Source organism: Roseobacter sinensis (assembly GCF_025755255.1).
Classification (GTDB): Bacteria; Pseudomonadota; Alphaproteobacteria; order Rhodobacterales; family Rhodobacteraceae; genus Roseobacter; species Roseobacter sinensis.
This window is the reverse complement of the sequence record NZ_JALIEB010000003.1, coordinates 154,343-168,736: the sequence shown is the minus strand read 5'-3', so window position 1 is coordinate 168,736 and position 14,394 is coordinate 154,343. Positions and strand designations below refer to the sequence as shown.

Annotated in this window: 15 protein-coding genes; 13 read left to right on the top strand and 2 right to left on the bottom strand. The window is 65.1% G+C overall.

What is annotated here, in order from left to right; all coding sequences use genetic code 11:
- Positions 1-208 precede the first annotated feature (208 nt).
- Positions 209-1,015: an AraC family transcriptional regulator gene (locus tag MUB52_RS06050; protein WP_263843303.1), complete on the bottom strand. Its 807-nt coding sequence runs from the start codon at positions 1,013-1,015 to the stop codon at positions 209-211.
- Positions 1,016-1,113: 98 nt separating this feature from the next.
- Positions 1,114-2,001, bottom strand: a complete 888-nt coding sequence (gene miaA, locus MUB52_RS06045; protein ID WP_263843302.1) for a tRNA (adenosine(37)-N6)-dimethylallyltransferase MiaA — start codon at positions 1,999-2,001, stop codon at positions 1,114-1,116.
- A gap of 95 nt (positions 2,002-2,096) precedes the next feature.
- On the opposite strand from miaA, the gene pyrH reads away from it, so the two are divergent.
- The 13 genes from pyrH to lpxB all read left to right on the top strand — a co-directional run bounded on the left by pyrH (position 2,097) and on the right by lpxB (position 14,343).
- Positions 2,097-2,828: a UMP kinase gene (pyrH, locus tag MUB52_RS06040; RefSeq protein ID WP_263843301.1), complete on the top strand. Its 732-nt coding sequence runs from the start codon at positions 2,097-2,099 to the stop codon at positions 2,826-2,828.
- A 148-nt stretch (positions 2,829-2,976) separates the two neighbouring features.
- Positions 2,977-3,540, top strand: coding sequence for a ribosome recycling factor (gene frr / locus MUB52_RS06035; protein WP_263843300.1), 564 nt, complete (start codon positions 2,977-2,979; stop codon positions 3,538-3,540).
- 141 nt (positions 3,541-3,681) lie between these two features.
- Positions 3,682-4,422, top strand: coding sequence for a polyprenyl diphosphate synthase (gene uppS, locus MUB52_RS06030; protein ID WP_263843299.1), 741 nt, complete (start codon positions 3,682-3,684; stop codon positions 4,420-4,422).
- 48 nt (positions 4,423-4,470) lie between these two features.
- Positions 4,471-5,223: a phosphatidate cytidylyltransferase gene (locus tag MUB52_RS06025; protein WP_404818200.1), complete on the top strand. Its 753-nt coding sequence runs from the start codon at positions 4,471-4,473 to the stop codon at positions 5,221-5,223.
- Between the two features lie 2 nt (positions 5,224-5,225).
- Positions 5,226-6,398, top strand: a complete 1,173-nt coding sequence (gene dxr, locus MUB52_RS06020) for a 1-deoxy-D-xylulose-5-phosphate reductoisomerase (protein ID WP_263843297.1) — start codon at positions 5,226-5,228, stop codon at positions 6,396-6,398.
- A gap of 3 nt (positions 6,399-6,401) precedes the next feature.
- Positions 6,402-7,754, top strand: coding sequence for an RIP metalloprotease RseP (gene rseP / locus MUB52_RS06015; RefSeq protein ID WP_263843296.1), 1,353 nt, complete (start codon positions 6,402-6,404; stop codon positions 7,752-7,754).
- Between the two features lie 98 nt (positions 7,755-7,852).
- Positions 7,853-7,984 carry a hypothetical protein gene (locus tag MUB52_RS06010; RefSeq protein ID WP_263843295.1) on the top strand — a complete coding sequence of 44 codons (132 nt, stop codon included), beginning with the start codon at positions 7,853-7,855 and terminating at the stop codon, positions 7,982-7,984.
- A 139-nt stretch (positions 7,985-8,123) separates the two neighbouring features.
- Positions 8,124-10,481 (top strand): outer membrane protein assembly factor BamA, encoded by a 2,358-nt coding sequence (gene bamA, locus MUB52_RS06005; RefSeq protein WP_263843294.1) that lies wholly within the window; start codon positions 8,124-8,126, stop codon positions 10,479-10,481.
- A gap of 4 nt (positions 10,482-10,485) precedes the next feature.
- Positions 10,486-11,043 (top strand): OmpH family outer membrane protein, encoded by a 558-nt coding sequence (locus MUB52_RS06000; protein WP_263843293.1) that lies wholly within the window; start codon positions 10,486-10,488, stop codon positions 11,041-11,043.
- A gap of 81 nt (positions 11,044-11,124) precedes the next feature.
- Positions 11,125-11,595 (top strand): 3-hydroxyacyl-ACP dehydratase FabZ, encoded by a 471-nt coding sequence (gene fabZ / locus MUB52_RS05995; RefSeq protein WP_263843292.1) that lies wholly within the window; start codon positions 11,125-11,127, stop codon positions 11,593-11,595.
- A gap of 5 nt (positions 11,596-11,600) precedes the next feature.
- A complete protein-coding gene (gene lpxA, locus MUB52_RS05990) occupies positions 11,601-12,383 on the top strand; it encodes an acyl-ACP--UDP-N-acetylglucosamine O-acyltransferase (RefSeq protein ID WP_263843291.1) in 783 nt (260 codons plus the stop codon).
- The gene (locus MUB52_RS05985) at positions 12,383-13,174 is read left to right on the top strand and encodes an LpxI family protein (protein WP_263843290.1); all 792 of its coding nucleotides are present in this window, start codon (positions 12,383-12,385) and stop codon (positions 13,172-13,174) included. The genes lpxA and MUB52_RS05985 overlap by 1 nt, the downstream gene beginning before the upstream one ends.
- Positions 13,174-14,343 (top strand): lipid-A-disaccharide synthase, encoded by a 1,170-nt coding sequence (gene lpxB, locus MUB52_RS05980; RefSeq protein WP_263843289.1) that lies wholly within the window; start codon positions 13,174-13,176, stop codon positions 14,341-14,343. Before MUB52_RS05985 ends, lpxB begins: the two co-directional genes overlap by 1 nt.
- Positions 14,344-14,394: the final 51 nt, after the last annotated feature.

Below are 14,394 nucleotides of genomic sequence, written 5' to 3'. Positions count from 1 at the left end.
CAGTGCCCCTGTTGTCAGGCCGGAGTCGTTGATCCGCACCCGGTTTTGGACCGCAATCCAGCACGGCCAGTTTGTATTCTGGGCCTATCAGGCATGAGTTGGGGGGAGGCGTCAATGGAGGCTTGCGCCGGATACTTGCACATTTGCGACATCTTGGGGGTCGCAAACCGATGCTTCCTCCGCGGCGCCCAAGGCGCCGCGCGCGGGCTCAGGCGGCCTTCAGAGCGGTGGCCGAGGCCTTGCGCAGCGCCGTTGGCGTCGCATTCGTGTGCTGCTGCACGAAGCGGGTGAAATAGGCGGCACTGCCGAATCCGAGGTGCCGGGCGATGTCCTGCGCCGGCACATCCGTTCCGGACAGAAGACAGCGCGCCTCGTGCAGCACCCGCTCGGTCAACAGTTCCGCCGCCGTCTTGCCGGTGGCCGCCTTGCAGGCGCGCGAGAGATGTGTGGGCGTCACGCCAAGTGCTGCGGCATGGTCCGACATGGTCATGGGCGCCGAGAAATGCGCGTTGATATGCGCACAATAGGCACCGCAGAGGCGCACCGCCGCGTTCTGCGGATCGGGTGCGTGCTCCTCCAGCGCCAGCTGCCGCTGGATCCAGACCGAAATCAGCGCCCCGAAAGCGTCCATGGATTGGGCGCAGAGCGGGCGATTGCTGGCCTGTTCCCGGCTCGCGGCTTCGATCAGGCCGTTGAGCTCGTTCATTGCACTGGCATCCCGGATCCGCAGCAGACGCGGGATCTGCGGCATCGCGAGGCCGGTCTCCCCCGGGATCACGACCACCTGGCCAATCGCCTGCCGCCCGAGGTCGAGCGAGAACAGATGGCACGCGGGGATGATCAGCGCATTGTGAGTGCCGACACCGCGGCGCTGGCCGTCCATCAGCACGCGCCCCTGCCCGCGGGTGACCCAGACAAGCAGGTGATCGGGATGGTCATGCACGAGGTTGAGGCGCCAGTCCTGTCCCTGGCTGAGCTGTGAAAGCGACAGTATCTTCGGCCGGTTCGACGACATGGCACCCCCTGTTTGAATAGACGGTATTTTAATTAAATTACCGTAATCTTAACGCGAGCAGAGGTCACTTGACCTCTCAGCCATGGGCAAAATCCGGCCTAAACAGGAGAAACAGGCTGCCAGCGCGACATTTTTGAGCGGAACCACGTGCGCTGCCGTTTCGCGAATTGCCGGGTGGCGATGATGGCGCTGTCGCGCGCCTCCTCCAGCGTGATCTCGCCGCGCAAATGAGCGATCAGTTCCGGCGCCCCGATGGCGCGGTGCGCAGGCAGCCCCGGGTCGTAATCGGGCAGCACCGCGCGCGCCTCGTCCAGCGCGCCCTCCGCCAGCATCTGGTCAAAGCGCTGCGCGATGCGATCCAGCAGCCAGTCCTTCGAAACATCGAACACCAGCGTGTGAGCCACACTTTCCGGCAACAGAGGCGGCGCGGTCTCGACCTGCCAGCTGCGCAGACCACGCCCTGTCGACCGCAGCACTTCCCAGGCGCGCTGCACCCGGGCGCGGTTGGCCGTGTCGATCTGCGCGGCCGTTTCGGGGTCGAGATCAGCCAGCAGCGCATCGAGCGGCATCGCATCCGCAGTGACCCGCACCTCAGGCGGTATGGTCGGGATATCCGCAAGGCCCCGCGTCAGCGCAGTGAAGTACAGGCCTGTCCCGCCCACGACGATCGGCCTTGCGCCGGTGAGCAGCGGCGCAACCTCTCGCAGCCAGTGGCCGGCGGAGTAGGGCGCGTCAGCCGCCAGATGGCCATAGAGGCGGTGCGGCGCGCGGGCCATCTCGTCCTCTGAGGGGCGCGCGGTCACGACTCGCCAGCAGTCATAGACCTGGCTCGCATCGGCGTTCACGATCACACCGCCCTGCAGTGCCGCAATCTCGAGCGCCAGCGCCGATTTTCCCGACGCCGTGGGTCCTGCGATGAGCACCGGACGGCTGGGCGACAGCCCCGCAATCAGGCGCGTCAGAGGGGCGGAGAGGCCGGCGACCATTTTCTTGCCATCCTGCTTGGGGGGTGCATTGCAGTCCGCCTGCTTTTCGGACATTTTGCCGCGAAACAAAACCCCACGCAGCAGGAGCCCATTTCATGTCCGACGCCGAGCCGCAGGCCAAATTCAAACGGGTGATGCTGAAAATCTCGGGCGAGGCGTTGATGGGAGATCAGGGGTTCGGGTTGCACCCGCCGACGGTCGAGCGGATCGCACGCGAGGTCAAGTCGGTGCACGACCTCGGGGTCGAGATCTGCATGGTGATCGGCGGCGGCAATGTGTTCCGCGGTCTGCAGGGCTCCGCTCAGGGGATGGAGCGGACAACGGCGGATTACATGGGGATGCTGGCAACCGTCATGAACGCGCTGGCGATGCAATCGGCGCTGGAAGGTCTTGGCGTCTTCACGCGGGTCATCAGCGCCATCACCATGAACGAGGTGGCCGAACCCTACATCCGCCGCCGGGCTGTGCGCCACCTGGAAAAGAAGCGGGTCTGCATCTTCGCAGCAGGAACCGGCAACCCCTATTTCACCACCGATACGGCAGCGACCTTGCGCGCCAACGAGATGTCCTGTGAGGCGATCTTCATGGGCAAGAACGGCGTCGATGGTGTCTACGACAAGGACCCGGCGAAACACGCGGACGCCAAGCGCTACGAGCAGGTGAGCTACGATGATGTGCTGACCAAGCGGCTGGGGGTTATGGATGCCTCCGCCATCGCGCTGGCCCGGGACAACAACCTGCCAATCTTCGTCTTTTCGCTGGACGAGCCGGGCGGGTTCCGCGGGATTCTGGCGGGCGAGGGCACCTATACGCGGGTGCAGGGCTAGGCGCCGCCAGACCGGGCGATTGTGCGCCCGTATGACACAAATCGACTGCATCTCCTTCTGGCCTTTCGCATATCTCCTGCTTTATACACATGCCAAATACGATCCCGGGCGGTTCGCACCCGGAAAGACCTTGTGGCAGGAAGAAGTTATGTCAGACGATTTTATGCTGGATACCGACGATCTGGAGCGGCGTATGGATGGGGCTATGGCGAATTTGCGCACCGAATTCGCGAGCTTGCGCACCGGGCGCGCCTCGGCCTCGATGCTCGAGCCGGTGATGGTCGACGCCTATGGCTCCATGACCCCGATCAACCAGGTGGGCACGGTAAACGTGCCCGAGCCGCGCATGGTCACCGTGAACGTCTGGGACAAGGCGCTGGTGGGCAAGGTCGAGAAGGCGATCCGCGAGAGCGGGCTGGGGATCAACCCGCAGCTCAACGGTACGATCATCATGCTGCCCATTCCGGAGCTCAACGAAGAGCGGCGCCGAGAACTCACCAAGGTGGCCGGGCAATACGCCGAGAATGCCCGGGTTTCGGTGCGCAACGTCCGCCGGGACGGGATGGACCAGATCAAGAAGGCGAAAGCCGACGGCCTCTCCGAGGATGACCAGAAGCTCTGGGAGAGCGAGGTGCAGGAGATTACCGACCGCCATATCAAGTCGATCGACGAGATGCTGGAGACCAAGCAGAGCGAGATCATGCAGGTCTGATCGGGGCGCACGCGTCCGCGAGGACATCTTCGATGTGCCATAGGCACGTCACAAATTTCTGGCAGGCCGCCCGCGGAGAGGGCTCATCTGCCACCCCCGGCGCCGCCTGACAGTCAGCCGCGCGCCCTACAGGAGACCATTATGGCGGGCATGCCCCAACCCAAAGTCGACCTGGTCCCGGGCTGTCCGCGCCATGTGGCCATCATCATGGATGGCAACGGACGCTGGGCCACACAGCGGGGGCGGCCACGGCTTTACGGGCACCACGCGGGGGCGCGCCGGGTGCGCGAGATCGTTGAATCCTGTCCGCAGATCGGGGTCGACTACCTGACGATCTTCGCTTTCTCGACCGAGAACTGGAAGCGCACGCAGGTCGAGGTGGCCGGGCTGATGAACCTGTTCCGCCGCTATATCATCAAGGAGACCCGTGCGCTGGTTGCCTCCGGGGTGCGGGTCCGCTTCATCGGCGACCGGCTGCGGCTCGACACCAAGCTGCAGGAGATGATGGGGGAGTTGGAGGCGGTCACGGCGCAGAACAGCCGCGTGCATCTGACCATAGCGATCAACTACGGCGGCCGGGACGAGGTGGCGCGCGCGACCAAGCGGCTGGCGGCGGATGTGGCCGCCGGCAAGCTCAGCCCCGAGGATGTGGATGAGGAAACCTTGCCACGCTATCTCGACACGCATGTGCTGCCGGACCCGGATCTGGTGATCCGCACCAGCGGCGAGGCGCGGATTTCCAACTTCCTGCTCTGGCAGTCGGCCTATTCCGAATACGAGTTCATCGACACGCTCTGGCCCGATTTCACCCGGGACGAGTTTCAGCACCTGTGCGCGGCCTTCGGAGGACGCGACCGCCGCTATGGCGGCGTGAAAGCGTAAGCGCGCGTGGCGGAGGCGGGGGAGAAGTGGTCGGATCTGGCGACCCGCATGGGCTCGGGTGCCGCGATGGTGGTGCTGGGCCTGGCTGGGGTCTGGGCCGGGGGCCATATCTTCCACGTGATGGTGGCCGCGATCTGCGGGATCATGGTCTGGGAGCTGGCGGTGATGATCCGCGCGCCCGACCGGGTGCCGCTGCAGATGGGCCTGCTCACCGGCTCGGCGCTGCTGCTGGCGAGCTACCTGCCTGCGGGCTTCGCGCTGCCGATCCTGCTGGCCGCGGCGCTGGTGGGCTTTGGCCAGCTCACCCGGCTGCGCACGATTTACATGGTCTTCACCGTCATGGTGTTGCTGGCGGGCTTTGGCATGATGGCCGTGCGCGACACGCTGGGCTTCAACTGGATGCTCTGGATGGTGGCGGTGGTGGTGGCCACGGATGTCGTCGGCTATTTTGCCGGGCGCCTGATTGGGGGGCCAAAGTTCTGGCCGCGCGTCAGCCCCAAGAAGACATGGGCGGGCACCGGCTTCGGCTGGCTCGGGGCGGCCATCGTCGGCGCGCTCTTCATGGCCAAGACCGGGGCCGGCCCGCAGCTCATCGGCATTTCCGTGGCCGTCTCCATGGCCAGCCAGATGGGCGATATCGCCGAAAGCGCGATCAAGCGGCGGGTGGGCGTCAAGGACAGCTCGAATCTCATCCCCGGGCATGGCGGCCTGCTGGACCGGTTCGACGGAATGCTGGGGGCGGCGATCTTCCTGCTGATCATCGGGGGGCCTTTGATCGGCTCCACCGTGATGTTGAGGTGAACATGCGCCGGGTCAGCATCTTCGGCGCCACAGGGTCCGTCGGCCAAAACACCATCGATCTGATCGCACGCGCGCCCGAGGACTACCAGGTCGTCGCGCTGACGGGCGCCAGCAACATCGCGCAGCTGGCGCGCGATGCCCGTCGTTTGAGGGCTGAAATCGCAGTGACGGCGCATGATCATCTGCTGGACGAGCTGAACGCTGCGCTTGCCGGGAGCGGCGTCGAGGCGGCTGCGGGGACCGCGGCGGTGATCGAGGCCGCGGCACGCCCGGCGGATTGGGTGATGTCGGCGATTGTGGGGGCGGCAGGGCTGGCCCCGGGGCTTGCGGCGCTGGAGCAGGGCGGCACCCTGGCGCTGGCCAACAAGGAATCGCTGGTCTGTGCCGGGCAGCTGATGCTGTCGACGGCCAAGGCGCAGGGCGCACGGCTGCTGCCCGTCGACAGCGAGCATTCGGCGGTGTTTCAGGCGCTCGTGGGCGAGGATATGGAGGCGGTCGAGCGGCTGATCATCACCGCGAGCGGCGGCGCCTTCCGCGACTGGCCCGTCGAGGATCTGGAGAATGCCACGCTGGCCGAAGCCTCCAGCCATCCCAATTGGGACATGGGTCAGCGGATCACCATCGATTCCGCCTCCATGTTTAACAAGGCGATGGAACTCATTGAAACACGGGAGTATTTTGGCGTTTCACCACGGCAGATCGAGGTGCTGGTGCACCCGGAATCGATGATCCACGCGATGGTGGGCTTTCGCGACGGGGCGCTGATGGCGCATGTGGGCCCGGCGGACATGCGCCACGCCATCGGTTACGCGCTGCACTGGCCCGAGCGCCGCACCCTGCCGGTAGAGCGGTTGGACCTCGCGCAGATCGGGCAGTTGAGCTTCCGCGCCCCCTGCGAGACGCGCTGGCCCGCGCTGCGGTTGGCGCGCGAGGTCATGGAGACGGGCGGGTTGGCGGGGGCCGTCTTCAACGCGGCGAAGGAAACCGCGCTCGACGCCTTCATCGCCGAAGAGATCAGTTTTAACGAGATGGCCATCATTGTCGAAGAGGTTCTGACGCAGATGTCAGCGACACCCGGTCATATTGATGCCACCATGACCCTTGATAACGTGGCATACGTGGACCATCTCGCGCGGCAAGAGGCGCGTGCGGTCATTCACAGAAGAGCAGGGTAGATTTTGGATATTTTTGCGTTGATCCCGCAGTTCGGCGGTCTGGTCTGGACCATTGCGGCCTTTGTGCTGGCGCTCTCGGTGATCGTCGCGATTCACGAGTACGGGCACTACATCGTGGGCCGCTGGTCGGGGATCCATGCGGATGTCTTCTCGATCGGGTTCGGCCCTGTGCTCTGGTCGCTGGTCGACCGGCGCGGCACCAAGTGGCAGATCGCGGCCTTGCCATTCGGCGGCTATGTGAAGTTCGCGGGCGATGCCAATGCGGCCTCGGGCAAGGACGACGCCGCGATGGCGGAGGCCGCCGCAGACCCCGAGCGCCTGCGGGCCACGATGCACGGTGCGCCGCTCTGGGCGCGGGCGGCAACGGTGGCGGCGGGACCGATCTTCAATTTCGCCCTGTCGATCCTTGTGTTTGCCGCTGTGGTCGCCACAAGCGGTGTCTCGCGCGATCCGCTCACAGTGGGTGAGTTGCGGCCCTTGCCGGTCGAGCAGCGCGGCCTCGAGACGGGGGACGAGGTGATCGGCGTCAACGGCGTGCCCATTCCCAGGACAGAAGACGCACAAGCCTATTCCGACTTCCTCGATGCGCTGCCGCAGGAGCCGGTGCTGGACTATCTGGTCCGGCGCAACGGGGATGAAACGGTCGTGCCGGGCGCCTATCTGCTGCCACCGCTCGTCTCCGGTGTCAGCCCTCAGAGTGCTGCAATGGGTGCGGGGCTGGAAGTGGATGATGTGATCATCGCCGTTGATGGAGACCCGATTTTCGCCTTCGACCAGCTGAAAGAGCGGGTCGAGGGGGGCAATGGCGCGCCACTTGCCCTGCGGGTCTGGCGGGGTGGCGAAGAAATCGACGTCACACTCACACCCAAGCGGGTGGACGAACCGCAGCCTGGCGGCGGTTTCGAGACCCAGTGGCGGATCGGGATCGCGGGCGGGCTCGCCTTCGAGCCCGCCACCGAGACACCGGGGATCGGCGAGGCGCTTGCAAGCGGCGTACGCCAGACCGGGCGGATCATCGAAGGCTCGCTCAGCGGGCTTGCGCATATGATCACCGGAGCGATCAGCACCTGCAATCTCAGCGGGCCGATTGGCATCGCGCAGACCTCGGGCGCGATGGCAAGCCAGGGCGCGGAATCCTTCATCTGGTTCATCGCGGTGCTGAGCACGGCGGTGGGGCTTTTGAACCTCTTCCCGGTGCCCGCTCTCGATGGCGGACATCTGGTGTTTTACGCCTATGAGGCCGTGGTCGGAAAACCGCCCAGCGACCGCGCGCTCCGCGTGCTGATGAGCATCGGGCTCGCAACTGTGCTGACCTTGATGGTCTTCGCGCTGGCCAACGACATTTTCTGTCCCTGACCTCAGGGACCGGAGCGAAATGCCCTGATCGTGCCACATTTGGCCAAACTGCCGTCGCATTTGGACGCTACGGTGCTGTCATGGAACGGAGATACGACATGCGTCCGACACACAACAGCTTTGGCGGCCTGAGCCTTCTGATGGACCTGAACTGGGATCGCGCGCTTTACCTGGGAACGATCGCTCTGTCGCTCTGCGCCGGGGCCTGGATCAGCGCAAGCTTCGGCTGAGCGTCCCGCTCGGCCATCGGTGCGCGACCCCTCGACAACACTCATTTAGTGATCCGTCGATTTTCGACCACATGGTTTTGACAAGACGGGCTATTGCCGGTACTCAGATGACCATAAATCTCTGAGGACGGGGCAGGTCATGAACTGGGGTCAACGGGGCGCAGGCCCGCGGGTTGTTGGGCGCACCACTTCCGTAAAGGCAGTGCTGCGCGCTTTCGCATTTTGTCTGGCATTTTCAGCACTTTGGATCGCACAGCAAACGCCGGTGCAGGCACAGCAATTCACGCTGAGCACGATCACGGTCGAGGGCAACCTGCGTGTCGGCGACGCCGCGATCCTGACGCGCGCCGGAATCGCGCCGGGCCAGACCGTGAGTGCGGCAGAACTCAACGCCGCCTTCCAGCGGCTCGTCGACTCAGGGCTTTTCGAAGATGTGGACTTTGCGCCCAGCGGCAACAGCTTGCGGATCACGGTGGTGGAATTCCCCACCATCAACCGCATCAGTTTCGAGGGCAACCGGCGGATCGATGACGAGGCGCTCGCCGCGGCGATCAACTCGAACGAGCGGCGTGTCTTCAACCCCGCCCAGGCCGAGCGCGATGCAGAGCTGATCGCCGATGCTTATGCCACCGAGGGGCGGCTGTCTGCGCGGGTCACGCCGACGATCATCCGGCGTTCGGACAACCGGGTCGATCTGGTGTTCGAGATTTTCGAAGGCGACAACATCGAGATCGAACGGCTGAGTTTTGTCGGCAACCGTGCGTACTCGGACCGCCGTCTGCGCCGGGTGCTCGATACCAAGCAGGCGGGCTTCTTCCGGGCCTTCGTGCGCGCCGATACGCTGATCGAAGACCGGATCGAGTTCGACCGGCAGCTGCTGCGCGATTTCTACCAGTCGCGCGGCTATGTGGACTTCCGCGTCAACTCGGTGAACGCACAACTCGCTGAAGAGCGCGATGGTTACTTCCTCGTCTTCAATGTTCAGGAAGGTCAGCAGTTCCGCTTCGGCGAGATCACGGTCACAAGCAACGTGCCGGGCGCGGATGCGGACCTCTATCGCGAGATCGCCAGGATCAGACCGGGCGTGGTTTATTCCCCCTCACTGGTGGAAAACGACATCGCACGGATGGAGCGGCAGGCGCTGCGGGATGGCGTCGACTTCCTGCGGGTCGAACCGCGGGTCACCCGCGACGACCGCAACCTCGCTCTGAACATCGAATATGTTCTGACCCGTGGGCCCCGCGTGTTCGTCGAGCGGATCGATATCGAGGGCAACACCACCACGTTGGACCAGGTGATCCGGCGCCAATTCCGCAGCGTCGAGGGTGACCCGTTCAACCCGCGTGAAATCCGCGAGGCGGCGGAGCGGATCCGGGCCCTGGGCTATTTCGAGACCGCGGAGGTGAATGCACGCGAAGGCTCGACCCCGGACCAGGTGGTCGTGGATGTGGACGTGGAAGAGGCACCCACCGGCTCCTTCGGCTTCGGGGCATCGTTCTCGAACAACGACGGGCTCGGGTTTGTGATCCGCTTTGCAGAAGAGAACTTCCTGGGACGCGGGCAGCGGCTCAGCATCAATGTATCGACGGCTGAGGATTCCGAGCGCTATGGCATCGCCTTCCAGGAGCCGGCCTTCCTTGGGCGCGACCTGACCTTTGGGCTGCGGGCCGAACTGGCGGAGACGGACAGCTCCTTCACCACCTATGACACCGAGCGGATCCTGTTGCAGCCGTCCCTGACCTTCCCGGTCGGCGAGAGCTCGACACTCCAACTGCGCTATACCATCGAGCAGTCGGAGATGACTGCACGCGAGACGCCGGAGAACGGTGTGGTGATCGGCAACGAGATCGCGGTGGGCGAGCAGACCAGCAGTTCCATCGGGTATCAGTTCACATATGATACGCGCATCGGCGGGCTTGACCCCAACTCGGGCTACCTGCTGCAGTTCTCGCAGGACTTCGCAGGCCTCGGTGGCGACAGCCAATACATCCAGACCATTGCCCGCGCCATTGGGGAGACCAAGGTCTTCAACGAAGAGGTCACCCTGCGCGCCTCGCTCGAAGGGGGCGCACTGACCTGGAGTGATGGGACCAATCGTGCGGTCGACCGCTTCCTGAACAACACCAACATCATTCGTGGCTTCGAGCCAGGCGGCATCGGGCCGCGCGACCTCTCGGTCAGCGGCGAGGATCCCTTGGGTGGCAATCTCTATCTGGCTGCGCGCTTCGAGGCCGAATTCCCGCTTGGCCTGCCCGAGGAATACGGCATCACCGGGGGCGTCTTCTACGACGTGGGCAACTTCTGGGACCTCAGCGACGTGAACACCGCTGGCGGCACGATTGTGGGCGAGGGCGGGTCGTTCCGGCATGTGATCGGTTTTGCAGTTCTGTGGAACACACCGGTGGGACCGCTGCGGTTCAACTTTACCGAGGCAATCCGCAAAGAGGACTTCGACCGTGATCAGAGCTTCGAGCTGACGCTGAGCACGACCTTCTGAGCCGGTGGGACGGCTGACCGCCAGTCTCGCACTTGTTCTGACAGCCTGGGTCTGGCTGCTGCCCGGCGAGGCGGCCGCACAGGGTATCGGACCGGTCCAAAGCCCGATCCTGACCATCGATTCCGACCGGCTGTTTTCCGAAAGCGATTTCGGAAAGCAGACCGTCGCGGAGTTCGAAGCACGGGGCGCCGAACTGGCCGCGGAGAACCGGCGCATCGAAGAGGCTCTGGAGGCCGAGGAGCAGGCGCTGACCGAACAGCGGGCCACGATGGATCCGGCAGAGTTCCGGACACTGGCTGACGCCTTTGACGAGAAGGTCCAGACCACACGCCGCGCGCAGGATGCCAAGAACCGCGAGCTCAGCCAGGACTTCGAACAGCGCCGCAACGTGTTTCTCAACGCCGCGGCGCCCGTGCTGGAGGGGCTGATGCGCGAAGCGGGCGCGGCCGTGATCATGGACAAGCGCGCGCTCTTCCTCAGTTCCAACGCCATCGACATCACCGACCTTGCGACGGAGCGGCTGAACGCGGTCCTCGGCGACGGGCGCGCGCCGCTCGAATAGCAGGTGCGCGCCACGCTTGCTCCACTGGGCTTGAGTTGTTAGGCAGAGGGTCAAGCCCTTGAGGACAAAAGGACAGCAGTGATGACGACCCCCGCAACAGGCACCCAGACCAGCGCCGATATCCAGTTGATCCAGCGGATCATTCCCCATCGCTATCCGTTCCTTTTGGTGGACAAGGTCGTCGAGATCGACGGCACCTCCTCGGCCAAGGGCCTCAAGAATGTGACCATGAACGAGCCGCATTTTCAGGGGCATTTTCCCGGGTTGCCGATCATGCCCGGCGTGACCATCATCGAGGCGATGGCGCAGACGGCGGCGGTGATGGTCGGCGTGTCGCTGGAGATGGCGGATCAAAACATGAAGGTCTATTTCATGGCCATCGACAAGGCCAAGTTCCGCCGTAAGGTCGTGCCGGGCGATGTGCTCGAGATGCAGGTGGAGACGTTGCGCGGCAAGCCCGGCGGCAAGGTCTGGCGGTTTGGCGGTGTGGCTTCGGTCGGGGGCGAGATGGCCGCCGAATGCGAGTTCACCGCGATGATGGATCTGGGATAGCGCCGATGAGCAAAATTCACCCCAGTGCGGTGATCGACGCCGGCGCGCAGGTCGACCCGACCGCCACGGTTGGCCCGTTTTGCTGCGTAGGTCCGAACGTCACCCTGGGGCCGGGTGTCGAACTCAAGAGCCACGTGGTCGTGACGGGGCAGACCGCGATCGGGGAGGGCACGGTCATTTTCCCCTTCGCGGTGATCGGCGAGATCCCGCAGGATCTGAAGTTCAAGGGCGAGGCGACCGAGCTCATCGTCGGCAAGCGCAACCGCATTCGCGAGCATGTCACCATGAACTGCGGCACCGAAGGCGGCGGCGGCGTCACCCGCGTCGGCGACAACAACCTCTTCATGGCGGGCTGTCATATTGCGCATGACGCGACCATCGGGAACAACTGCGTCATCGTGAATTCCGTCGCGATTGCAGGGCATTGCATCATCGAGGACGATGTGATCGTCGGCGGTCTGTCAGGCGTGCATCAGTTTGTGCGGATCGGGCGCGGGGCGATCATCGGCGCGGTCACGATGGTCACGAATGACGTTATTCCATACGGCCTCGTACAGGCGCCGCGCGGCGAACTCGACGGGCTGAACCTCGTGGGGCTCAAGCGGCGCGGCGTGGCCCGGGCCGACATCACCGCGTTGAGAGCTGCCTTCCAGATGCTGGCGCAAGGCGAGGGCACCTTCCACGACCGCGCGCGACGGCTCAAGGAGGAGACGACCAGCGACTATGTGCTCGAGATCGTCGATTTCATTCTCGCAGACAGCGACCGCCACTTCCTGACGCCCGGTTGATGCTGGCGCTGGTGGCAGGACGGGGCGGTTTGCCCGCCCGCATCGCCCAGAGCGTGCCCGATGCGCCGCTGGTCTGCGTGCTCGAGGGGTTCGAGCCGGATGGGCTCGCGGCGGATCTGACCTTTCGTCTCGAACAGATCGGCAGCCTGCTGGCGGATCTCAAGGCGCGCGGGGTCACGGAAGTCTGCTTTTGCGGCGGGATCGAACGTCCGCCGGTGGATCCCAGCGAGATCGATGCCGCGACCCTGCCGCTGGTCCCCACGCTGATGAAGGCCATCGCCTCGGGCGATGACGGGGCCTTGAGCGCGGTGATCGGAGTCTTCGAACAGGCCGGGCTGACGGTCCGCGCCGCGCACGAGCTGGTGCCGGATCTGCTGGTCCGCGAAGGTGTGCTGAGCGCCGCTCAGCCTGATGATCAGATGACCTCCGACATGGCGCGCGGCAGCGAGGTTCTGGCTGCGTTGGCCCCGCTTGACGTCGGTCAGGGCTGCGTTGTGGGCGCCGGGCAGATCTGGGGCATCGAGACGCTGGGGGGCACCGATCACATGCTGAAGACGCTGCCAGATGCGGTGACCCAGGCCCGCGCCGTGTTGGTGAAGGGGCCGAAGCGCGGCCAGGACCTGCGCGTCGACATGCCCACCATCGGGCCCGAGACGGTCGCCGGGCTCGCAGCGGCGGGGCTCGCCGGGCTCGTGGTCGAAGCCGGCGGTGTGATCCTTCTGGAGCCTGAAGCGACAGTGGCCGCCGCCGATGCGGCCGGGCTCGTGCTTTGGGCGCGCGCACCGGACTGATGCGGGTGTTCATCATCGCGGGCGAGCCTTCGGGCGACCGGCTGGGCGGGGCGCTGATGGCCGGGCTGAAAGCACTCTGCCCGAAGGTCCGATTCGACGGGATCGGCGGTGCCGAGATGCAGGCGCAGGGGCTCGCCAGCCGCTTCCCCATGGAAGAGCTCAGCGTGATGGGCATCGCCGAGATCCTGCCGAAATATCGCGCGCTGATGGCGCGGATCAACGAAACCGCGCGGGCCGTGATCGAGACCGCCCCGGACGTCATGATCACCATCGACAGCCCGGACTTTTCGTTGCGCGTGGCGCGCCGCGTCAAGGCGGCCAGCAACATTCGGACCGTGCACTACGTGGCGCCCACCGTCTGGGTCTGGCGACCGAAGCGCGCGCAGAAGATGGCGAAGGTGATCGACCATGTGTTGGCCCTGTTCCCGTTTGAGCCGCCCTTGATGAGCGTCGATGGCATGGTCTGTGACTTCGTCGGCCATCCCGTGGTGGCCGAACCGCAAGCAACCGACGCAGACGCGCAGGCCTTTCGGGCCGAACACGCCATCGGGTCTGCGCCGCTCTTGTTGGTGTTGCCGGGCTCGCGGCGCGGCGAAGTCGAGCGGCTGGGCGAGATCTTCGGGCAGGCCATTGCACCGGTTTTGACCGCGCATCCCGACCTGAAGGTGGTTGTCCCAGCGGCTGGTCCGGTGGCCGATCTGGTGCAGGAGAAACTGCGCGGTTGGCCGGTGCAACCCCTGCTGCTCGACCCGCGTCAGATGTCGCTGGAGGAGGCGGGTCGGATCAAGCGGGCGGCGTTCCGGGCCGCGGATGTGGCCCTCGCGGCCTCGGGCACGGTCTCGCTGGAACTGGCGGCGGCGCGCACGCCGATGGTGATCGCCTATAAGATGAACTGGCTTTCCTTCAATATTATCAAGGCCATGGCACTGGTCGATACGGTGACTTTGGTCAACCTCGTCTCCGACACACGGGTGGTCCCGGATTTCCTCGGCCCCGACTGCACGCCCGAGAAGATCGGTGCCGGCATCCTGGAGGTGATGGCTGCGCCGGAGGCCCAGCAGTCCGCCATGGAGGTCACGATGCAGCGGCTGGGCGAAGGCGGCGATGACCCGGGCCTGCGGGCTGCACGTGCGGTTCTGTCGCGTCTCTCTGACAAACGGCCAGGCTGACGCCTGACACGATGCGTTTGGCCCCGAAGGCCCAAACAGGCGCCACGCGGG

Coding starts and splice junctions, on each gene's coding strand:
- MUB52_RS06050 (WP_263843303.1), bottom strand. CDS start 1,015: ATGTCGTCGAACCGGCCGAAGATACTGTCGCTTTCACAGCTCAGCCAG.
- miaA (WP_263843302.1), bottom strand. CDS start 2,001: ATGGTCGCCGGCCTCTCCGCCCCTCTGACGCGCCTGATTGCGGGGCTG.
- pyrH (WP_263843301.1), top strand. CDS start 2,097: ATGTCCGACGCCGAGCCGCAGGCCAAATTCAAACGGGTGATGCTGAAA.
- frr (WP_263843300.1), top strand. CDS start 2,977: ATGTCAGACGATTTTATGCTGGATACCGACGATCTGGAGCGGCGTATG.
- uppS (WP_263843299.1), top strand. CDS start 3,682: ATGGCGGGCATGCCCCAACCCAAAGTCGACCTGGTCCCGGGCTGTCCG.
- MUB52_RS06025 (WP_404818200.1), top strand. CDS start 4,471: ATGGGCTCGGGTGCCGCGATGGTGGTGCTGGGCCTGGCTGGGGTCTGG.
- dxr (WP_263843297.1), top strand. CDS start 5,226: ATGCGCCGGGTCAGCATCTTCGGCGCCACAGGGTCCGTCGGCCAAAAC.
- MUB52_RS06010 (WP_263843295.1), top strand. CDS start 7,853: ATGCGTCCGACACACAACAGCTTTGGCGGCCTGAGCCTTCTGATGGAC.
- bamA (WP_263843294.1), top strand. CDS start 8,124: ATGAACTGGGGTCAACGGGGCGCAGGCCCGCGGGTTGTTGGGCGCACC.
- fabZ (WP_263843292.1), top strand. CDS start 11,125: ATGACGACCCCCGCAACAGGCACCCAGACCAGCGCCGATATCCAGTTG.
- lpxA (WP_263843291.1), top strand. CDS start 11,601: ATGAGCAAAATTCACCCCAGTGCGGTGATCGACGCCGGCGCGCAGGTC.
- MUB52_RS05985 (WP_263843290.1), top strand. CDS start 12,383: ATGCTGGCGCTGGTGGCAGGACGGGGCGGTTTGCCCGCCCGCATCGCC.
- lpxB (WP_263843289.1), top strand. CDS start 13,174: ATGCGGGTGTTCATCATCGCGGGCGAGCCTTCGGGCGACCGGCTGGGC.